We start from the raw sequence: 19,896 nt of genomic DNA, 5'->3' as shown, positions 1-19,896 counted from the left end.
AGTCGAGTTCGGCGGGTTTGCGGGCGGTGATCTGCTCGGCGAAGTGGGTGAGGAGCCGGGAGGCGAGTTCGAGGGCCTCGGAGTAGAACGCGACGGTGTCGCGGTCCTGGGCGTCGGCGCGGGCCCGTGCGGAGGCGGTGCGGCCGATCGCGATCGACACGGCGTAGATCTGGCGGCGGGCCTCGTGGATGGCGGCGGGCAGGACGCGGCGGCGGTCGAGTTCGGCGGCGGCCTCGTGGAGGTCCTCGGTGCGGAAGGGGGCATTGGCGTCGGCGGCGAGGGCTTCGGCCTCCTCGGCGAGCGCGAGCCAGGTCGCGGCCAGGGTGCGCCGGTCGTCGGCCCACCGGTAGTAGGGCGGCAGCAGCGCCATGACGGCCTGGAGCGCGCCCCCGGCGAACACTGCGAGGGCCGCGAGCCACACGGTGGTGCCTTCGGTGATGTGGTCGGCGAGGAAGAACATGATGCCGGAGATGGTGTACGTCACCCCGGCCACGTGCGAGACCGAGCCGAGGAACGTCAACATGAACGCGTACACCGCCGCGGCCGCCACCAGCAGGATCGGGTTCCCGATCCCCCCGAGCACGACCCCGACGGCCCCCGCGGCTCCGACGAGCAGCGGCAGCGCGGGCCCGGTCCGCGTCCCCGGCGTGAGCAGCGAGACCCCGCCCAGCCACGCCCCCATGACCGCCGCCTGAGCCCACGACGGCTGCCCGAGCAACGCCGCGACGGCCATGGCGGCGGCGATCCCGAACGCGGCCCGCACCGCCAGCACCGGCGCGGCCTCCCCAGGGGTCCACGCGATCAAGTCCCGCGAAATCCGCGAACGAGACTCAGCCACCCCGGGGTTGTTGAACACGCCAAAAGGGTAGCCGCGCCAAGAAGCGTGAGGACCGCCACTAGGCCTGATGGGAATTCGGCCGCTTCCGTTGTGGTGTTCGATCGTTGTACAAGTGTGCAGCTTCGCTATCGATTCCGGGTTTACCCGACCGCCCCGCAGCGTCAGAGTCTGGCGCGGGCGTTCGGGTGTGCCCGAGTGATCTACAACGACTGCATAGCGGCAAGGCAGCATGCGAGAAAGGAGGGCTTGCCCTATCCGACGGCAGCGGTTTTGTCGAAGAGGCTGATCACCGACGCGAAGCGCACCTCCGCCAGGGACTGGTTGGCCGAGGTGTCGGCGGTGGTATTGCAGCAGGCATTGGCAGACGCCGACCGGGCCTACCGGAACTTCTTTGCGTCGGTCCAAGGCAGGAGGCGAGGGCCGCGCATCGGGCCGCCTCGTTTCAAGCGTCGAGCAGCGGCGCAGTCGATCCGGTTTACACGCAATGCCCACTTCAGGGTGCGCGACAATGGGCGGCTCCGCCTGCCGAAGATCGGCGATGTCAAGGTGGCGTGGTCGAGGGAACTGCCGTCAGAGCCTTCAAGCGTGACCCTCATCAAGTCCTCGACGGGCAAGTACTACGCGAGTTTCGTCGTCACGGTTGACGATGATGTGGATCGATTGGAGCCTCCCGCCGACCCGCAGGCCGAATCCGGGATCGACCTTGGTCTCAAGGACTTCGCGGTGCTACGCGGCGGAAGAGTGATCGAGAATCCGCGGTTCTTCGCTCGGCTTGAACGCAAGCTCAAGAAGGCGCATCGGGAGCTGTCGCGGAAAGCGGAGGGCTCGGCGAACCGAGCCAAGGCCAGGCTGCGAGTCGCCAAGGTGCATGAGAAGATCAGGGACTCCCGCTCCGACTGGATGGACAAGCAGATCAAAGCAATAGTGGGCGAGAACCAAGCCCTCTATGTCGAAGGTCTCAACGTCAAAGGATTGGCCCGAGGCCGGGCCGCGAAGACGGTGCATGATGTCGCGTTCGGGATGTTCTTGACTCGGCTCGAATCGAAGGCGCACCGAGCCGGACGGGTATTTGTGAGGATCGATCGGTTTTTTCCATCGACCCGATTGTGTTCGGCGTGTGGAGCCTTGACCGGTCCGACTGGCTTGCCGGGACTCAATGTGCGCACTTGGGTGTGCGAGTGCGGCGCACATCATGACCGGGATGCGAACGCTGAGGTCAACATCCGGCTTGAAGGAAGACGCCTCGCTGTAGAGCAGGGCTTGTTCGCCGCGGGGCTCGCGGAGAACTGAAACGCCTGTCGAGGGCCTGTAAGACCTGGGGAAACCCGGGCGCGACCCGCCGAAGCAGGAACCCGCCCGTAGCCGGTCCGCATTTGCGGACCGCAAGCCGGGGGTCGGCTCCCTACCTGGGAGTCGAGGAAGTCAACGGTTAGGCTGGGAGCATGCGAGAAACGGTGCTGGTGGTCGACTTCGGGGCCCAATACGCGCAGCTCATTGCGCGGCGGGTGCGGGAGGCTCATGTCTATTCGGAGATCGTGCCCTCCTCGATGTCGGCGAGCGAGATGCTCGCCAAGGAGCCGGCCGCGATCATCCTGTCCGGCGGGCCTTCGAGCGTGTACGCCGAGGGCGCGCCGCAGGTCGACGCCGCGCTGTTCGAGGCCGGGGTGCCGGTGTTGGGGATCTGCTACGGGTTCCAGGCGATGGCCCGCGCGCTCGGCGGGACCGTGGCCAAGACCGGCCTGTCCGAGTACGGCGGCACCGAGCTCGACGTGGTCTGCGCGTCCAAGCTGCTCCACGGCCTGCCCGACCACCAGTCGGTGTGGATGAGCCACGGCGACTCGGTCACCGAGGCCCCGCCCGGATTCGAGGTCGTGGCCACCACCTCCGGCACGCCCGTCGCGGCCTTCGAGAACCTCCAGTCGCGCCTGGCGGGCGTCCAGTACCACCCCGAGGTGGCCCACACCCCGCACGGCCAGGCCGTGATCCGCCACTTCCTGCACGACATCGCCGGGATCAAGCCCGAGTGGACCAACTCGGCGATCATCGACGAGCAGGTCGCGGCCATCCGCGAGCAGGTCGGCGACAAGCGGGTCCTGTGCGCCCTCTCCGGCGGCGTCGACTCCTCGGTCGCCGCGGCCCTGGTCCACCGCGCCGTCGGTGACCAGCTCACCTGCGTGTTCGTCGACCACGGCCTCCTGCGCGCGGGCGAGGCCGAGCAGGTCGAGAAGGACTACGCCCAGCTCACCGGTATCGACGTGCGCTGCGTGGACGTCTCGGAGCAGTTCATCACCGCCCTCAAGGGCGTGACGGACCCCGAGGAGAAGCGCAAGATCATCGGCCGCGAGTTCATCCGCACGTTCGAGGCCGCCGCGCGCGAGATCGCCGCCGAGAAGGACATCGAGTTCCTGGTCCAGGGCACGCTCTATCCCGACGTGGTCGAGTCCGGCGGCGGCACCGGCACCGCCAACATCAAGAGCCACCACAACGTGGGGGGCCTGCCCGACGACCTGCAGTTCGACCTCATCGAGCCGCTGCGCACCCTGTTCAAGGACGAGGTCCGCGCGATCGGCCTCGAACTGGGCCTGCCCGAGTCGATGGTCTGGCGCCACCCGTTCCCCGGCCCCGGCCTGGGCATCCGCATCGTCGGCGAGATCACCCGCGACCGCCTCGAACTCCTGCGTGCGGCCGACGCGATCGCCCGCGCCGAGCTCACCGCCGCCGGGCTCGACCGCTCGGTGTGGCAGTTCCCGGTGGTCCTGCTCGCCGACGTCCGCTCGGTGGGCGTCCAGGGCGACGGCCGCACCTACGGGCACCCGATCGTGCTGCGCCCGGTCTCTTCGGAGGACGCCATGACCGCCGACTGGTCGCGCCTGCCGTACGAGGTCCTCGCCAAGATCTCCACCCGCATCACCAACGAGGTCGCCGACGTCAACCGCGTGGTCCTCGACGTCACCAGCAAGCCCCCGGGCACCATCGAGTGGGAGTAGCCCCGCAAGGGGCCGTTCGCCGGCTTCGCCGCGGTGCGCCGATCACGCCGTACAGTTGAGGGATGCAATTCCGGATAGCTGCGTACGGGGAGGTACGTGACGAGAGCGGCCGGGTCCTGTTGACCCGCAGGAATCGCGCCGGGCGCGAAGTCGGCCCCTGGCACCTGCCCGGCGGGGTCATCGACCACGGCGAGCCCCCGAAGCGGGCCGCCGGACGCCTGGTCGAGGAGCACACCGGCTACGAGGTCGCCGTCGGATCGCCTCGCGAGGCGGTGGCCGTGGCCAGGCGGGGCGTCCACACCAACGCGATCATCTACGCCGCCCGCGTCGAGGGCGAGCCCGGCGAGGACTACGAGGGCGAGGCCGCCGAGTGGGTCGACCCGGCCCGCGCCGCGGCCGAGTCCCATTCGCCGTTCGTCTCCGCATGCCTGGGCCTGGCCGACGACCGCCTGGCCGGGCGCGTCGACAAGGCCCCGCAGGAGACCCGGCCGGTGCCGCCCGCGAAGGCCAAGAAGGGCCGACGCAGGCGGGGCCAGCGCTTCGGCGCGTACGGGGTCGTGGCCGACGGCGACGGCCGCGTCCTGCTCGCCCGCATCGCCGAGGGCTACCCCGGCGGCGGCACCTGGCACCTGCCCGGCGGCGGCGTCGACTTCGGCGAGTCCCCGCGCGCGGCCGTGTCCCGCGAGATCTACGAGGAGACCGGCCAGGAGGCCCTGGTCGGCGACCTGCTCAACGTGACCTCGTTCCGCCACCGCCGCGCGATCGGCCCCGAGGGCTACCCGCTCGATTGGCACGGCGTACGCGCGATCTATTCGGCCACGGTCCCCGACCCGTCGGCAGCGGTCGTGGTCGAGGCCGCGGGGGGCTCGACGAGCGAGTCGCGCTGGTGGCCCGCGGAGGCCCTGGACGGGTTGCCGCTCTCGGCAGCGGTCGAGGACGCGCTCCAGGTAGTCGACCTGAAGAACCTCGCCGCGCAGGCCTAGAACGGTGAAGGACGGCCTCGAAGCGGCCGCACTTGCTCGCGACCGCTTCCCGCCGTGTGGCCGGGGCATGCTCGGCGCGGCGCGTTTGCGCGCCCGCTATCGCCTTTCGCCTACGTCCACCGTGCGATCACGGTCTCGCCCGCTCGCACCGGGTCTCCCGGGGCGACTGCGGCCTCTGCCGCTCCCGCGGGCAGGTACACGTCCGTGCGCGAGCCGAAGCGGATGAGGCCGTAGCGTTCGCCCTTCGCCAGGGCCGCGCCCGGCTTCGTTCGGTTGACGATCCTTCGCAGGACCGCGCCCGTCCTCTGCGCCACCACGACTCTGCCTCGCGGCGTCGCGACCACGGTGTAGCAGGCGGCGTTGTGCTCGGCGTCGGCCGTGCCGACCTTCGCGTAGCCGCCCTTCTCGGTGAACACGTCGACCACTTCACCGGCGACCGGGGCGCGGTTGATGTGGACGTCGGTGATCGACAGGTACGCCGCGATGCGCAGCCATTCGGCCCCGGCCGTGCCGGTCGCGGCGCCGAAGCGCTCGTCGACCACGGTCTCGATGGCCATGATCCGGCCGTCCGACGCGGCCAGCACCGCCTCGGGCTCGTCGTCCTCGCCGCGCAGGTCCGATTCGCGCTGCGGGTCGCGGAAGAACGCCGCGACCGGGACGGCCGCCAGTGCCGGGACGACCCACGCCTTCGAGGAGGGCCTGATTCGCTTTGCGGCCCAAGCGGTCCCCAGGAGCAGCCCGGCGGCGATCACGCCGTTGGAGTCCAGGTGCAGGTTCGGGGTCACGGCCACCGAGGAGGCCCGCCACGCGGGCGCGAGCTCCTCGGGCGAGGCCACCGAGCGCGGCTCGCCTTCGTGCTTGGAGGCCGATCCGATGCGCAGCTTGTGGATGCGCACGGGCGGGAAGGAACGGACGATGAGGTCGGTGCCGATCCCGTACTCGGCGACCAGTTCGGCGATCTCCTCGCGCGCGGGCGCGGTCAGGGTCGCGGCGAACGAGAGTACCCCTCCGGAGACCACTTTCTCCTGGAGCAGCGCGATGTCGTCGATGAAGGCCTCGGCCTCGACGGTGACCGGGGCGGCGAGCATGACGTCCTCGGCCGGTTCGGCCTCGGCGAGGGCGGCGACGGCGGTGACGATCCCCGCCGTCCAGGAGCCCTCGGCCGACAGTGAGGCCTGGAGGTCCTCAATGGAGTGCTGGTCGGCCACCACGGTGAGCCGGTCGGCGGGCATGAGCGCCTCCAGCGCCGCCGTCAACACGGGGTTCCCCCAGGCCGCGCCCACCACCAGGCCGCTCTTGGGGCCCCTCCGGCGAGCGAATTCGTCGGTGATGCCGCGAGCCGCGGCTTTCGAGATCGGCATAACCCCGACTATAGAGCGCCGCCCGCCCGGGCCCGGCCGCCGCTGGCGTGTTGCGGCGGTCGCCGTGAGCCGGACTTGTCCTGTTTCGTCCTCGTACTTTCGGTGGATTCTCCACATCGTTCGGACGAGTGGCCGAGCCACTACGCACGGTCCCCTCGTTTCCCCTCTTGTCAGGCGCCTCACCGGCCGACCCGGCAGGCCCCACACGCCTCACGTCCACTCCCAGGAGGACCGAACCACGATGAGACTCAAGACGTTCCGAGCCCCGCTCGCCGCGGCCGCGGCGCTCGCCGCCGTACTCGCGGGCGCGCCCGCCCACGCTCAGGACGAGGACCGCCCGGTCTCCGGCGACATCGTCACCACGCCCGGCCCCGAGCTTCGCGGCCGCATGGACGGCGAGCGATACGACGTGTGGGCCAACGTCATCGGGCTCAAGCCCCACGGCGGCGACGAGACGCTCGTCGTCTACTGCATCGACATCAAGACCCCGCTCGACACCGAGAGCCCTTACGCCGAAGGCGATTGGGAGGAGTCGGGCGTCCCCAACCTCGAACAGGTCCGCTGGGTCCTCTACAACGGTTTCCCGAATGTGGGCGCCAAGGACCTCATCGAGGACTCCGGCGCCGAGGTCAATCCCGAGTGGAGCGACGCGAAGGTCGACGAGGTCGCCTACGCGGGCACGCAGGCCGCCGTCTGGTTCTTCACCGACGACTGGACCCTGCTGACCGACAACCCGGTCAAGGGCGGCAACAACGGCGAGGACGAAGCGGTGCTGGCCGTCTACGAGCACCTCACCGAGGACACCGGGCGCGTGCCCGACCCCTCGGAGTACGTCCTCGACCTCGACGGCGAGGAGTCGGCGGCCTACCACAACGGCCGCTTCGGCCCGTACATCCTGCGCTCCAACGCGGGAGCCGTGACGCTCACCGCCGAAGGCGGCAAGCTGGAGACCCCCGACGGCCAGAAGGTCGAGTCGCTCTTCGACGGCGAGCCGTTCTGGATCGTGCTCGACGAGGGCAGCGACGAGATCACCGTCAAGGGCTCGGCCGCCTACGACCTCCCGATCGGCCGGGTCTTCCTGGCCACCAACGACGAAGCGCTCTCGGGCGACGCGGTCAACCCGCTCACCGCGGGCGAGTCGCAGAAGCTCATCCTCGCCCAGCCCCGCGAAGGCGAGGTCCCGGCCGAATGGAAGTTCGCGCTGGAGGCCCCCACCGAGAAGCCCGAGGAGTCGGCCAAGCCGCAGCTCCCGGTCACCGGCTCGGGCCTCAGCCTCGCGTTCGCCGGAGGCCTGGCCCTCCTGGTGGGCGGCATGACCGTGATCGTGTTCGCCAAGCGCCGCAGGGCGACTCACTAGACCCGACGGATGCGGGCCCGCGCACCGACAGCGCGGCCCCGCTCCGCGGGAGCGTTCCGGACCACGTCCAACGGTCCGGACCCGGGCGCGCTCCCGCGGTTCACCGCAGAAGACCCGGTGCAAGATGCGGCCGGGACCGAGGTAGGCGATCCCTTGGTCCCGGCCACTCGCGTCCCACTGGTGTCCAACCGTCACCGTCCGGGATGCACAGCGCATCCGTTGCCGAATCGTTATAGTGGCGCGGCTCATCCGAGCCGCGTCTTTCGCATTGTGTCCCAGTCGGATCGCAGTTCACCGATTTGTGGCCCCCGAATGCAACCGGCGGCCGGACGCTAACGTGTCTGAGGAAGATTCAAGCGTCAATCCCTCAGATACTGCAAAGGGACTTCACACAACATGATGACCAAAGCCCTGAAAGGGACGCTGGCCGCTGCCGCGGGCATCGCGCTCGCCCTCGGCGGCGTCGCCACGGCCGCTCAAGCCCAGGAAGACGGCCCCGGCATTCTGGCCGCCGGCGACGTCTCCACCTCCACCGGCATCCGCCTCCACGGCGACGTCAACGGGTCTCCCAAGAGCCCGCAGGCCTCGCTGATCGACCTCGAGGTCGCCGAAGGCGAGCACCGGACCGTCTACTGCATCCAGATCAACGTGCCCCTCCTCCCGGGCAACACGCACGAAGAGCGCGCATGGGACGACGTCCCGGTCGAGCAGCTCCCGCTCGTGCTCGGCGTCCTGGTGAACGGCTACAACGGCTCCAACGCCGATGAGCTCCTCGCCGCGGCCGAGGTCGTCGACGGCGACTTCGGCAGCTTCAGCGCCGACCAGATCGCCTACGCGGGCACCCAGTCCGCCGTCTGGTCGCTGACCGACGGCTGGACCCTCAAGGCCGACGCGACCGAAGGCAGCGACGCGCTCGACGCCGCGGTCACCGCCGTCCAGAACTACCTGCTCGACAACTCCGAGCCGATCGACGAGCCCGACTTCGAGCCGGCCTTCGAGGTCGACGACTCCGCGGCCGTGGCCGACGGCACCAAGGTCGGCCCCTTCACCGTGGCCACCAACCTGGACGCGATCACCTTCGCGCAGCCCGACGGCGCCACCATCGTGGACGAGAACGGCGAGGCCGTGACCTCCTTCGTCGACGGCCAGACGTTCTACGTCGAGTTCGCCGACGAGCTGGGCACCAGCGTCTCCCTGGTCGCCGACACCATCACCTGGACCACTCCGGTCGGGCGCACCTTCGTGCCCGTCGACGGCTCCGGTGAAGGCGTCGAAGGCCAGCGCCTCATCCTGGCCGGCGCCCACACCACCGAGTACACCCCCGAGCTGACGATCGAGATCGCCGTCGAGGAAGTGCCCACCGAGTCGCCCGCGGCCCCCAAGGAGACCCTGGACAAGACCGGTACCGACCTGACCATGATCGCTTCGGTCGGCGGCGCCGTGCTGCTCGCCGGTGTCGTGGCGATGGTGCTCCTGCGCCGCCGCAGCGCCCGCGCCGACTGGGGCTCGGAAGCCTAAGAAGAAATGGACGCTTGACTCCAGGCGAACATTGCGATGTATGCCACACGCCCGCTGGTCAGACCGGCGGGCGTGTGGCATACTTGCCCCGTGACTCAGAGCGCGCGATTTTACTTTTACTACGGCCGGAACCGTCCGAGCCGTAGGTCGCGCTGAACACAGACCTACAGGCCCCGGGCGAACAGCCCGGGGCTTTTTTGCTGGTCCCAGGGCTGACCCGCCCGGAGTTCGATCCGCCATCGCTCTAAGGAGAAGCCCTGATGACCACCTCGACCGAAGTCGCTCCCGCAGAACTCCAAGACCTGCGCACCGAGATCGACCAGCTCGACGCCGAACTCATCCGCATCTGGCAGCGCCGAGCCGAAGTCTCCAAGCAGATCGGCGCGATCCGCATGGCCAACGGCGGCACCCGCCTGGTCCTCGACCGCGAACGCGCCATCCTCGAGAAGTACAGGGAAGCCCTCGGCGACGACGGCGTCCAGATCGCGATGCTCATCCTCCGCGCGGGCCGCGGCCCGCTCTAGGCCGCGTCGGACCGCTCCTGGGCGACTCGCCGCGCCGGATGAAAAAGTGTCGTACCCGGCGCGGCATAATTGACGACCTATGGACGCTTCATCCGACCTCCTCAAGGGCCTCAACGAACCGCAGCGCCAAGCCGTCGAGCACGCCGGATCGCCGCTGCTCATCGTCGCGGGGGCGGGCTCGGGCAAGACCCGCGTCCTGACCCACCGCATCGCCCACCTCCTGGCCGAGCGCGGCGCGCACCCCGGCGAGATCCTCGCCATCACCTTCACCAACAAGGCCGCCGCCGAGATGCGCGAACGCGTCGACTCGCTCATCGGCCCCCGCTCGCGGGCCATGTGGGTCCTCACCTTCCACTCCGCGTGCCTGCGCATCCTGCGCCGCGAGGCCCACCGCCTCGGCTGGAAACCCAGCTTCACCATCTACGACACCGACGACGCCCGCAGGCTCCTCACCCAGATCGTCAAGGACCTGGGCCTGGACTCCAAGAAGCACTCCCCGCGCTGGCTCGCCTCCGAGATCTCCCGGTTCAAGAACGAGTTGGTGGGCCCGGCCCAGGCCGCCGCGAACGCCGACGACGCCCGCACCCGGCTGGTGGCCGACGTCTACGGCCAGTACGACGAGCGCCTGCGCCTGGCCCAGGCCGTGGACTTCGACGACATCATCGGCGCCACCGTGCGGCTCTTCCGCGAGTTCCCCGAGGTCGCCCGGTCCTACCGGCTCAGGTTCCGCCACGTCATGGTCGACGAGTACCAGGACACCAACCACGCCCAGTACACGCTGGTGCGCGAACTCGTGGGCACCGGCGACGACCGCGCCGAACTGTGCGTCGTCGGTGACGCCGACCAGTCGATCTACGCCTTCCGCGGCGCCACGATCCGCAACATCATCGAGTTCGAGCGCGACTACCCCGACGCCAAGACGATCCTGCTGGAGCAGAACTACCGCTCCACCCAGACGATCCTCGACGCGGCCAACGGGGTCATCCGCAACAACACCGAACGCGGCCGCGAGAAGCGCCTGTGGAGCGACGAGGGCCCCGGCGGGCGCATCCTCGGGCACACCGGCGACAACGAGCACGACGAGGCCGCGTGGGTCGCCGGGCGCATCGACGAACTGGTCGACGCCGGGGACTCCAGCTTCGGCGACACCGCGATCTTCTACCGCACCAACGCCCAGTCGCGCGCCTTCGAAGAGGTCTTCGTGCGCCGCGGCATCCCCTACAAGGTCGTCGGCGGGGTGCGCTTCTACGAGCGCAAAGAGGTCCGCGACATGCTCGCCTACCTCAAGCTCACCGCCAACCCCGACGACACGGTCTCGGCGATGCGCGTCGTCAACGTCCCCAAGCGCGGCGTCGGTGACCGGGCCGTGGCCGAGGTCGAGGCACTCGCCGCGCGGCTGCGGATCTCCTTCCCGGCCGCGCTGCACCGCGTCGACGAGGCCCCCGGGGTCTCCGGGCGCGCCCGCACCGGCATCAAGCGGTTCTGCGAGATCGTCGACACCGCAACGGAACTCGCCCGCACCGCTCCGCCCGAGGAGGTCCTCGACAAGCTCATCGCCGACACCGGGTACCTCGAAGGCCTCGAGCAGTCCACCGATCCCCGCGACGAAGGCCGCGTGGAGAACCTCCAGGAGCTCGTGGCCGTCGCGCACGAGTTCACCGAGCAGGTCGTGCGCGGCACCACCGACGACGACGAGGCCGACCTGGAAGCCGACGTGCCCTCGTTCCTGGAGCACGTCGCGCTCGTCTCCGACGCCGACTCGATCCCCGACCCCGAGACCGAGGAGGGCGGGGTCGTGACCCTCATGACCCTCCACACCGCCAAGGGCCTCGAATTCGACACGGTGTTCCTCACCGGCCTCGACGACGGCCTGTTCCCGCACGAGCGGTCCATGAACAAGCCCGGCGACCTCGAAGAGGAGCGCCGCCTCGCGTACGTGGGCCTGACCCGCGCCCGCAAGCACCTGCACCTGACCCGGGCGGGCACGCGGAACATCTTCGGCCAGCCGGAGTACTACGCGGCCAGCCGGTTCCTGTCAGAGATCGCGCCCGAGCTCATCGAATGGTCCGAGTCGGCCCCGCTGCGCAAGCCCAAGGTCAAGACCAGCGCCTCGTTCGGGCAGCCGATCGTGATGCGCAGCGCCGCCGACATCCCCGCGCTCGACGTGGGCGACCGCGTCACCCACGACAAGTGGGGCCTGGGCCGCGTGGTCGAACTCAAAGGCGAGGGCCCGAGGGCCCAGGCGCGCATCGACTTCGGCGACGGCGAACCGAAATGGGTGATCCTGCGCCTGGCGCCGGTCTCCAAGCTTTAACGCAGTTCGAGCCCCACCCCGGCGAGGTAGTCCAGGGGCTCGACCGGCCTTCCGTCCACGTGGACCTCGAAGTGCACGTGGGAGCCGAACGAGAAACCGGTGTTCCCCGCGAGGGCGATCCGGTCGCCGGCGTCGACGCGGTCGCCTTCGCGCACTTTGATCTCGGAGTTGTGCGCGTAGTAGGTTTCGACGCCGTCGCCGTGGTCGATGATCACGAGGTTCCCGAACCCGGACTCCCACCCGGCGTGCTTGATCGTGCCCGGGTAGGCCGCGTAGACCGGGTCGCCGGTCGCGGCCCCGAGGTCGATCCCGTTGTGGCTGCGGCCCCACCGCTGCCCGAACAGGGACGTGACGGTCACCTCGTCGAGCATCGGGGTCCACTTGATCTGCGGCGCTTGGGGAGCCACGGGCGAGGACCGCTCGGCCTCGACCGGGGCGTCCGCCTCGTCGGCGTTCGCTGGCAGTGCCGCGTCCTGGGCCGCTCCTTCGGATTCGGCCTGCGAGGCACCGGCTTCGGCCGCCAAGGCGGCGATGTCGGCCACCGCCTGCGACTGCGGGGCGCGCTCCTCATCGGAGGGCAGGCCCGTGGACGCGGCGAGCGCGACGATCGAGGCTCCGGCGACGGCGGACCCCACGACCGCGTTGTAGCGGCGCTGGGTCCCCTCCAGGAGCGGGGAGAGTTCGGCGGCCCACGAGCGGCGGTGCTGGCCCCTCGTGCGGTGCGGCCGGGCGGCGTGTCGCCTGATCGTGTAGGCGGCCACCGGTCCGGTGTCGGACAATCGTTCCTCCGGGTCCGGGCGGAGCTCTACGGCCGGGGCTCTGGTCCCTCGCCGCGAGGCGGCGGGGCTCCGGGGGGCCGACCGTGAGCATGACCGGGACACCGTAACGCCGCTCGCGCCGGGCGGGCGAGATTCGTCACCGCCCGGCGTGTCGCGGCGTTTCGGACATTCGGTACCGGTAGGGCTCAGGCGTTCTCGAGGGCGGCCTTCGACTCGGTGAAGATCCGCACGATCTCCGGGCGCACCTCGGCGCGCTCGGACAGCGGTGCGGCCCAGGTGATCCGGACCGGGACCGCTTCGCCGCCGACGCTGGCGAGGAAGTCCGCGCCGGTCCCGTCGAAGCCGGTCATGCGGGCCGACTCGGCCTCGGCCTGCCCGCCCTCGCCCTGGCAGATCACGAGCGTGTCGGCGGCGTGGTCGGTGTTCATGTGGTGGCAGATCGCGGCCACGACCTTGGGGGAGAAGGGGTTCGTGCCGATCTGGGCCCCGAGCGCGGCGAGCATCGCGCCGTTGTGGTCGTAGGCCAAGAGCACCTCGTCGATGACGCGGAGGCGGTCGGCCTCGGTGAGCTCGACCGCGTCCAGGCGCGAGCGGTACTCGTCCTTGAACTTCTTCGGGCTGGCGATGCCCTCGAAGGTGTAGAACGAGGCGCCCTCGCCGTTGAAGCCGTAGTTCCGCTTGGCGGCCTTGCCGAACGCCTGCCCGCCGGAGAGGTCGCCGAGGTAGCGGGTGTACGCGTGGGCGATGTAGCCGCCGGGCCAGTCCGAGGTCACCTCGGTGATGCGGTCGACATAGGCCTGCGTCGCAGGGAGCGGGACGATCCCCGAGCGCCACTTGGGGCCCATGAGGAACTTGAGGTCCGCTTCGATCGCGGCCAGGCGAGCGAGCTCGTCGTAGACCAGCGGTCCGGCCACCGGGTCGTCCCCGAACCGGGCCGCTGCGGCCTCGATCGCCTCGTAGACGAAGTACTGCTGGGCGTGCCAGCGGGTGTAGTCGTCCACACTCAACGAACCGTCGAAGAGCCTGTCGAACACGCCGGGCGCGCGCTCGGCCTCGTCGCCCGCCGAGGGGTCGAGCCCCTGGTGGCGAGACCAGGAGGCCTCGCGGATGCGGGCCGAGAAGGGGGTGGGTTCGGCGGTGTCAGCAGGCATTGGCCTCGTCCTATCGGGGTCTGGTTCGTCGGGCTCTGGTCGCAAGGAAGGGTAAGGCAAGCCTAACCTATTCGAGGGTCCGGTGGCAGGGGCCGCGAACGGCCGACCCGTGTGCGACCGCACGTGAGGCATCGGCGAGAATGGTGCGATGTCGCACTCACTCGTGCGGCTGAACCAGAAAGAGCGCGAGAATCACGGTCGCAAGCCTTCCCTATGGCGAGCCGACTGTGGCACCATGGGCTCACTGGTCCCCTTGACAGCACATACCCACACCTCACGGGAGGCCTCGTGAATCCGGCCAGACTCTTCAAGCGAATCGGCGCCGCCGCCGCTACCGGACTGCTTGCGCTCGGCTTGATCGCCGGCACGGCTTCCGCCGCGAACGCGGGCGGCTCCGGTGAGATCGCGCGCGCCACCGGTTCGGGCGAGATCGCCCTCACCAACGGTTCCGGCGAGATCGCCAACGGCGGTTCGGGCGAGATCGCGCGCGCCACCGGTTCGGGCGAGATCGCCAATGGCGGTTCGGGCGAAATCGCCTGACCCTCCTCGCCAGGGCCCGAACGAGATGCCGGTGAACCGGGAGCGACACGCGAGACTCTTCCGTGTCATGCCCCCGGTCATCACCGGCCTCGTCGTGTCCATCGGCCTCGGGGGCCTCGTCCTCTTCGGCCCGCCCGACTCGTTCCCGGTCGTCCAACTGGCGATCTTCGTCGTGGCGTTCACGATCGCGCAGGGACTCCTGGTCCAGCACCACGCCCGCGGGATGCGGATCTCGTTCAACCTCACCGACATCCCGCTGATCATCGCGCTGTTCTACCTGCCGCCCTTCTGGGTCGTCGCCACCAAGTGCCTCGCCTCGGTCCTGTACTACGCGAGCCGGTACGTGCGCGAGGACATCGGGCTGCTCAAGCCCACCTTCAACGCCGGACTCACCACCGGCGGCACCGTCATGGCCGCGCTCTACGTGCAGTACATGACACTCGGGGCCGCGGCCGATCCGCGCACTTGGCTCGTCCTGGTCTCGGCCATCGTGATCACCAGCCTGTTCACCACCGTCTTCATCTCCCTGATGCTGTACTTCATGTCCGGCTGGGACTCGGTGGTCAAGGCCTGGATCGGCTTCACCCTCACCCTGATCGGCCCGATCCTGGCCGCGTGCGTCGGCGTCGTGTTCCTGGTGCTCCTCGACGCCACCGTGTGGTCGGCGGTGCTCATCGCCGCCATCGTCGTCGCGTTCGTCTACCTCACCCGCTCCTACATGGCCCTGCGCCGCCAGCGGCAGGTGCTGCGCGAGCTCAACGACTTCACGCAGCTCGTGGTCGACTCCGTCGCCTCCAAGCGGCTCATCGACGCCATGCTCGGGCGCCTCCGGGACATCCTCTCCGCCGAGTCGGCCACGGTGTGGGTGCCACGCGCCGGCCGGTACGGCGAGATCCGCCTCACCTCCTCGCTCGACGACGCCGGCCTCACCGACCTCGACCCGATCCCCGACGAACTCCAGCAGGGCGTCATGGCATCGGGCAGCGGACTGCTCCTCAGCCCCAAGAACGGCACCAGGGCCCAGCGCGAACTGCTCGAATCCTCAGGGCTGCGCGGCGCGATGCTCGTCCCGCTGCGCTCGGGCGACGAGGTCTACGGCTGCCTCTCGGTGGCCGACCGCATCGGCGGCGAACTCTCCCACTTCGTCGCCGTCGACCTCCAACTCCTGGAGACCATCGCCGCCAACGTGGGCATCGCCGTCCAGAACGAGCGGCTGCTCGACCAGCTGCGCTACGACGCCTACCACGACCCGCTCACCGGGCTCCCCAGCCGCCGCCGCTCGCTCGGCGCGCTCCAGGAGGCGCTCTCGATCACCGTCCCCGGTGAAGTCGTGGCCGTGCTCATGTTCGACATCGACGGACTCCACGAGATCAACGACGCGCTCGGCCACGAGGCCGGCGACACCGCGCTCAAGGAGTTCGCCGAACGGCTCAAGGCCAACGCCCCGGCCGCGTCCTTCATCGGCCGCATCGACTCCGACGAGTTCATCCTCCAGACCCGGCTGGCCTCCACCGAAGCCGCCGTCGAGACCGCCCGGCGCCTCCGCGCCGACCTCCAGGGCTCCTTCGAGTTCGGCGGCGTCGCCGTCTCCCTCTCCGCCGCCGTCGGCGTCGTCACCCACCCCGACTTCGCCGCCGACGCCGACGAACTGCTCAAACGCGCCGACGGCGCGACCCGCCAGGCCAAGAACACCGCCGACGGGGTGCAGCTCTACCACTCGGGCCTCGAATCGGAGAGCCTGCGCCGCATCGGCCTCGCCGCCGACCTGCGCCGCGCCCTCGACCGCGGCGAGCTCGAAGTGCACTTCCAGCCCAAGGTCCGCCTCGACGTGCCCGCCGACGCCCCCGGCTCCGTGGCCGGCGCCGAAGCGCTGGTGCGCTGGCCGCACCCGACCTACGGGCTGGTCTCGCCCGAGGAGTTCATCCCGGTGGCGAACTCCACCGGCCAGCTCGGGCAGCTCACCGAGCTCGTGCTCGCCGAGGCCCTGCGCCGCTCGGCCGAATGGGCCGGTCCCGACGGGCCGCTCCCGATGGCCGTGAACCTCTCGCCGCGGACCCTGGCCGACGCCGAGTTCCCCGGCAAGGTCGCCGAACTGTTGGACCTGCACGGCGTCGCGCCCGAGCGGCTCACGTTCGAGATCACCGAGGACGACGTGGTCGCCGGGGAGCCCCGGCTCACGCCCGCGCTCGACCGCCTCCACGAGATGGGCGTGCGCCTCTCGGTCGACGACTTCGGCACCGGCTACTCGTCGCTGGCCTACCTGCGGCGGCTTCCGGTGCAGGAGATCAAGATCGACCTGCGCTTCGTCCAGGGCATGGCCACCGACGCCGACGACCGCGCGATCGTGGAGGCCGTGCTGGGCCTGGCCAAGCACTTCGCGATCAGCGTGGTGGCCGAGGGCATCGAGGCCCACGAGACGGTCGCCGAGCTGCGCGAGCTCGACTGCGCCGTGGGCCAGGGCTACTACTTCTCCCGGCCGCTCCCGCCCGACCGCTTCGCGGCCTGGCTGGAGAACCGGGGCCGCGGTCAGACCCGCCTGCGCGCGGTCTGAAACCCCTCCGGCGGCAGGCCTGTGGCCCGCGCCGCAGACCGGGCCCCGCCTCGGCCGCGCCGCCGGGATCATGTACTCTTGTCAAGGCCGCGAGGGAAGCTTCGCGAACGCCCCCTTAGCTCAGTCGGCAGAGCGTCTCCATGGTAAGGAGAAGGTCTACGGTTCGATTCCGTAAGGGGGCTCGGAAACACTGTCAGGTGTTCACCGAAACAGTGTTGTACTGCTCACCCAGAGCCAATCTGGCGGCAGTGAGCGCACGGCGGTGTAGCTCAGTGGTAGAGCAAACGACTCATAATCGTTGTGTCGGCAGTTCGATCCTGCCCATCGCTACTTTTGTTCAGCGCGACTACCGAGCTAGGCTGGTCGCGCTTTGTTTTGTTCACAGAACCGGTCGCGAGACCAGTTCGGCTAGAGGAAGGCACTCATCGTGGCCAAGGCTACTGACGTCCGCCCCAAGATCACCATGGCGTGCGTGGAGTGCAAGGAGCGCAACTACATCACGAAGAAGAACCGGCGGAACCACCCCGACCGGCTCGAGCTCAAGAAGTACTGCCCGCGCTGCAAGGCCTCGCAGGTCCACAAAGAGACCCGCTAGACCCGCAGTCCGGCACATGCTCAACACTTCGTATGTGGGCCGGTCCTTGCCGACAACCGCACCTGCGGCGATCGCCGCCGACTCGGTGACCCGTTTCGCTCAGGCCCTGGGTCTGGCGGACAGCGTTGTCGTACCCCCGACCTACCTCATATCGCTCACGCTGCCCGCGGCGGAGCGGCTCATCGACGATCCCGACTTCGGGCTCGACTGGAGCCGCGTCCTGCACCGCGAGCAGCGTTTCGCGTACCACCGCACCCTTCGCGCCGGGGCCGAAGTCTCCTGCACCGTGACCATCGAGTCGATCAAGACCGTGGCCGGGAACGACCTCCTCTCGCTGCACACCGACGTGACCGACGCCGAAGGCGTGGCCGCCGAGGTGTGGACCACTCTGTTCGTCGCCGCCGAGGCGACTGGGGAATCCGCATGACCCTCGCCGACCTCTCCGCGGGCGAGCCCGTGTTCAGCGTCTCCTATCCCGTCTCGCGCGCCGACCTGGTCGCGTACGCCGAGGCCTCGGGGGACCACAACCCGATCCATCAGGACGAGGCCGCCGCGAAGGCCGCCGGGCTCCCCGACGTGATCGCCCACGGCATGTACACCATGGGCCTGGTCTCACGGGCCGTGCTCGAATGGGCCACCACGGCTGACCCCGACGCGAGCCTGACCGACTTCTCCGCCCGCTTCGCCAAGCCCGTGGTGGTGCCCCCCACCGGCACCGAGGTCGCTATCGAGGCGAAGGTCCGGGGGGTCGAGGCCGGTTCGGTCGAGCTGGCGATCACCGTCACCAGCGGCGGCGAGAGGGTCCTGGCCCCCGCGCGGGCCACGCTCACGTATTAGCACGTCAACGCAGAACGGCGCGGGCTCAGGCCCGCGCCGTTCCGCGTTATCCACAGCCTGTGGATAACTTCTCGTAGTCGAAGAATCCCTTGCCGCTCTTGCGGCCGATCTCGCCCGCGGCGACCAGGCGGCGCAGCAGGGCGGGCGGGAAGAACTTCGGGTCGGCCGTGTCCTCGTAGATGTTCTCGGTGGCGTGCGTGATCACGTCGATGCCGGTGAGGTCGGCGGTGGCGAGCGGGCCCATCGGGTGCCCGAAGCCCAGGCGGCAGGCCGTGTCGAGGTCCTCGGCGGAGATCACGCCGTCCTCCACGAGCCGGGCCGCCTCGTTCACGAACGCGCAGATCAGGCGGGTGGTGGCGAACCCGGCCACGTCCCGGTTGACGACCACGCAGGTCTTCCCGGCGGCCTCGGCGAACGCCCTGGCCTTGGCGAGGGCCTCGTCGCTGGTGTGGATGCCGCGCACGAGCTCGCACAGGGCCATCATCGGCACCGGGGAGAAGAAGTGGGTGCCCACCACGCGCTCGGGGTGGGTCGCGGCGGCGGCGATCTCGGTGATCGGGATCGCGGAGGTGTTGGTGGCGAGCACCGCGTCCGGGGCGCACACCTCGGAGAGCTGCCGGAACACCTCCTGCTTGACCGCGAGGCGCTCGAAGACCGCCTCGACGGCGATGTCGGCCCCGGCCGCCTGCTTCAGGTCGGTGGCGACCGAGATGCGGGCCTGCGCGGCCTCGGCGTCCTCGGCGCTGACCTTTCCCTTGGCGACGAAGCGCTCCAGTGAATTCTCGATCGCCGCCCGCGCGCGCTCCAGAGCGCCCGCGTCCGTGTCGACCAAAGTGACGTCCGAACCGCCCAAGCTTGTGACCTGGGCGATTCCGGAACCCATGAGTCCCGAACCGATTACCGCGACTGTTGTCATGGGGGGAGGTTATATGGTCGGGAGCATGACGGTCAATCTCACCAGGATCTACACGAAGACCGGCGACGACGGCACGACCGGGCTCGCCGACTTCACCCGCGTCCCCAAGACCCACGTGCGCTTGGCGGCGTACGGCGATGTGGACGAGGCCAACGCGGTCATCGGCTCGGCCCTGGCCCTCCACAAGGGGGAGATCGGCGAACGCGAGGCCGAGATCCTGCTCGCGGTCCAGAACGACATGTTCGACGTGGGCGCCGACCTCTCGACCCCGATCTCGGCGAACCCGAAGTACCCGCCGCTGCGCATCGACGAGTCCTATGTGACCCGCCTCGAAGGCTGGATCGACGAGTGCAACGCCGACCTGAAGAACCTCCGCTCGTTCATCCTGCGCGGCGGCACCCCCGGCGCGGCCCTGCTCCACCAGGCCTGCACGGTGGCCCGCCGCGCCGAGCGCTCGGTGTGGGCCCTGCTGGACGCAGAGCCCGAGACCACCAGCGCGATCCCGGTGACCTACCTGAACCGGCTCTCCGACCTCCTGTTCGTGCTGGCCCGCAAGGCCAACCCGGGCGGCGACGTGCTCTGGCGCCCCGGAGGCGAGGCCGCCTAAGGCATGCGGCCGGGGCCTTTCTGCGGGTTTCCTTCCTG

The 19,896-nt window shown here is 69.8% G+C and carries 17 protein-coding genes and 2 tRNA genes; 15 read left to right on the top strand and 4 right to left on the bottom strand.

What is annotated here, in order from left to right; all coding sequences use genetic code 11:
- Positions 1–928 precede the first annotated feature (928 nt).
- From AB0B28_RS06175 to AB0B28_RS06165, 3 genes are all read left to right on the top strand, one after another.
- Complete coding sequence (locus tag AB0B28_RS06175) at positions 929–2,128, top strand: transposase (RefSeq protein ID WP_360117350.1); 1,200 nt, start codon at positions 929–931, stop codon at positions 2,126–2,128.
- Between the two features lie 152 nt (positions 2,129–2,280).
- Complete coding sequence (gene guaA / locus AB0B28_RS06170) at positions 2,281–3,825, top strand: glutamine-hydrolyzing GMP synthase (RefSeq protein ID WP_360117343.1); 1,545 nt, start codon at positions 2,281–2,283, stop codon at positions 3,823–3,825.
- 62 nt (positions 3,826–3,887) lie between these two features.
- On the top strand, positions 3,888–4,808 hold the full coding sequence (locus AB0B28_RS06165; protein WP_360117340.1) for an NUDIX domain-containing protein: 921 nt from the start codon (positions 3,888–3,890) through the stop codon (positions 4,806–4,808).
- Between the two features lie 110 nt (positions 4,809–4,918).
- Here AB0B28_RS06165 and AB0B28_RS06160 read toward each other — a convergent pair whose 3' ends face one another.
- Positions 4,919–6,169, bottom strand: a complete 1,251-nt coding sequence (locus AB0B28_RS06160; protein ID WP_360117337.1) for a phosphatidylserine decarboxylase — start codon at positions 6,167–6,169, stop codon at positions 4,919–4,921.
- Positions 6,170–6,410: 241 nt separating this feature from the next.
- On the opposite strand from AB0B28_RS06160, the gene AB0B28_RS06155 reads away from it, so the two are divergent.
- From AB0B28_RS06155 to pcrA, 4 genes are all read left to right on the top strand, one after another.
- Positions 6,411–7,526, top strand: coding sequence for a Cys-Gln thioester bond-forming surface protein (locus AB0B28_RS06155; protein WP_360117334.1), 1,116 nt, complete (start codon positions 6,411–6,413; stop codon positions 7,524–7,526).
- A 399-nt stretch (positions 7,527–7,925) separates the two neighbouring features.
- Complete coding sequence (locus tag AB0B28_RS06150) at positions 7,926–9,044, top strand: thioester domain-containing protein (RefSeq protein WP_360117331.1); 1,119 nt, start codon at positions 7,926–7,928, stop codon at positions 9,042–9,044.
- A gap of 260 nt (positions 9,045–9,304) precedes the next feature.
- Entirely contained in the window at positions 9,305–9,568 is a 264-nt protein-coding gene (locus AB0B28_RS06145; RefSeq protein ID WP_360117328.1) for a chorismate mutase, read from the top strand.
- Between the two features lie 79 nt (positions 9,569–9,647).
- The gene (gene pcrA, locus AB0B28_RS06140) at positions 9,648–11,882 is read left to right on the top strand and encodes a DNA helicase PcrA (protein WP_360117325.1); all 2,235 of its coding nucleotides are present in this window, start codon (positions 9,648–9,650) and stop codon (positions 11,880–11,882) included.
- Here pcrA and AB0B28_RS06135 read toward each other — a convergent pair.
- Complete coding sequence (locus tag AB0B28_RS06135) at positions 11,879–12,661, bottom strand: M23 family metallopeptidase (protein ID WP_360117322.1); 783 nt, start codon at positions 12,659–12,661, stop codon at positions 11,879–11,881. The two genes, pcrA and AB0B28_RS06135, sit on opposite strands and share 4 nt — an antisense overlap.
- Positions 12,662–12,846: 185 nt before the next feature.
- Positions 12,847–13,812: a biliverdin-producing heme oxygenase gene (locus tag AB0B28_RS06130; protein WP_360117319.1), complete on the bottom strand. Its 966-nt coding sequence runs from the start codon at positions 13,810–13,812 to the stop codon at positions 12,847–12,849.
- 288 nt (positions 13,813–14,100) lie between these two features.
- Here AB0B28_RS06130 and AB0B28_RS06125 point away from each other — a divergent pair, with 288 nt between their 5' ends.
- From AB0B28_RS06125 to AB0B28_RS06095, 7 genes are all read left to right on the top strand, one after another.
- The gene (locus AB0B28_RS06125; protein WP_360117316.1) at positions 14,101–14,352 is read left to right on the top strand and encodes a hypothetical protein; all 252 of its coding nucleotides are present in this window, start codon (positions 14,101–14,103) and stop codon (positions 14,350–14,352) included.
- A 67-nt stretch (positions 14,353–14,419) separates the two neighbouring features.
- Positions 14,420–16,903 (top strand): EAL domain-containing protein, encoded by a 2,484-nt coding sequence (locus AB0B28_RS06120; protein WP_360117313.1) that lies wholly within the window; start codon positions 14,420–14,422, stop codon positions 16,901–16,903.
- A 109-nt stretch (positions 16,904–17,012) separates the two neighbouring features.
- Positions 17,013–17,085 (top strand) — tRNA-Thr (locus AB0B28_RS06115).
- A 76-nt stretch (positions 17,086–17,161) separates the two neighbouring features.
- Positions 17,162–17,233 (top strand) — tRNA-Met (locus tag AB0B28_RS06110).
- Between the two features lie 97 nt (positions 17,234–17,330).
- Positions 17,331–17,498, top strand: coding sequence for a 50S ribosomal protein L33 (gene rpmG / locus AB0B28_RS06105; protein WP_360117310.1), 168 nt, complete (start codon positions 17,331–17,333; stop codon positions 17,496–17,498).
- 46 nt (positions 17,499–17,544) lie between these two features.
- Entirely contained in the window at positions 17,545–17,925 is a 381-nt protein-coding gene (locus AB0B28_RS06100) for a MaoC family dehydratase N-terminal domain-containing protein (RefSeq protein WP_360117307.1), read from the top strand.
- On the top strand, positions 17,922–18,335 hold the full coding sequence (locus tag AB0B28_RS06095) for a MaoC/PaaZ C-terminal domain-containing protein (RefSeq protein ID WP_360117304.1): 414 nt from the start codon (positions 17,922–17,924) through the stop codon (positions 18,333–18,335). The genes AB0B28_RS06100 and AB0B28_RS06095 overlap by 4 nt, the downstream gene beginning before the upstream one ends.
- 46 nt (positions 18,336–18,381) lie before the next feature.
- On the opposite strand, the gene AB0B28_RS06090 is transcribed toward AB0B28_RS06095, so the two are convergent.
- Positions 18,382–19,251: a 3-hydroxyacyl-CoA dehydrogenase family protein gene (locus AB0B28_RS06090; RefSeq protein WP_360117301.1), complete on the bottom strand. Its 870-nt coding sequence runs from the start codon at positions 19,249–19,251 to the stop codon at positions 18,382–18,384.
- Positions 19,252–19,276: 25 nt separating this feature from the next.
- On the opposite strand from AB0B28_RS06090, the gene AB0B28_RS06085 reads away from it, so the two are divergent.
- Complete coding sequence (locus AB0B28_RS06085) at positions 19,277–19,858, top strand: cob(I)yrinic acid a,c-diamide adenosyltransferase (protein WP_360117298.1); 582 nt, start codon at positions 19,277–19,279, stop codon at positions 19,856–19,858.
- The last annotated feature ends 38 nt before the right edge of the window (positions 19,859–19,896 follow it).

Origin of the sequence: Glycomyces sp. NPDC046736 (assembly GCF_040645615.1) — a bacterium.
Taxonomy (GTDB): Bacteria; Actinomycetota; Actinomycetes; order Mycobacteriales; family Micromonosporaceae; genus Glycomyces.
The sequence above is the reverse complement of the archived record's forward strand: the minus strand, read 5'-3'. Positions and strand labels throughout refer to the sequence as shown.

Excerpts from the sequence above, each read along its gene's own strand:
- guaA (WP_360117343.1), top strand. The coding sequence starts at position 2,281 with ATGCGAGAAACGGTGCTGGTGGTCGACTTCGGGGCCCAATACGCGCAG.
- AB0B28_RS06165 (WP_360117340.1), top strand. The coding sequence starts at position 3,888 with ATGCAATTCCGGATAGCTGCGTACGGGGAGGTACGTGACGAGAGCGGC.
- AB0B28_RS06160 (WP_360117337.1), bottom strand. The coding sequence starts at position 6,169 with ATGCCGATCTCGAAAGCCGCGGCTCGCGGCATCACCGACGAATTCGCT.
- AB0B28_RS06155 (WP_360117334.1), top strand. The coding sequence starts at position 6,411 with ATGAGACTCAAGACGTTCCGAGCCCCGCTCGCCGCGGCCGCGGCGCTC.
- AB0B28_RS06150 (WP_360117331.1), top strand. The coding sequence starts at position 7,926 with ATGACCAAAGCCCTGAAAGGGACGCTGGCCGCTGCCGCGGGCATCGCG.
- AB0B28_RS06145 (WP_360117328.1), top strand. The coding sequence starts at position 9,305 with ATGACCACCTCGACCGAAGTCGCTCCCGCAGAACTCCAAGACCTGCGC.
- pcrA (WP_360117325.1), top strand. The coding sequence starts at position 9,648 with ATGGACGCTTCATCCGACCTCCTCAAGGGCCTCAACGAACCGCAGCGC.
- AB0B28_RS06130 (WP_360117319.1), bottom strand. The coding sequence starts at position 13,812 with ATGCCTGCTGACACCGCCGAACCCACCCCCTTCTCGGCCCGCATCCGC.
- AB0B28_RS06120 (WP_360117313.1), top strand. The coding sequence starts at position 14,420 with ATGCCCCCGGTCATCACCGGCCTCGTCGTGTCCATCGGCCTCGGGGGC.
- AB0B28_RS06095 (WP_360117304.1), top strand. The coding sequence starts at position 17,922 with ATGACCCTCGCCGACCTCTCCGCGGGCGAGCCCGTGTTCAGCGTCTCC.
- AB0B28_RS06090 (WP_360117301.1), bottom strand. The coding sequence starts at position 19,251 with ATGACAACAGTCGCGGTAATCGGTTCGGGACTCATGGGTTCCGGAATC.
- AB0B28_RS06085 (WP_360117298.1), top strand. The coding sequence starts at position 19,277 with ATGACGGTCAATCTCACCAGGATCTACACGAAGACCGGCGACGACGGC.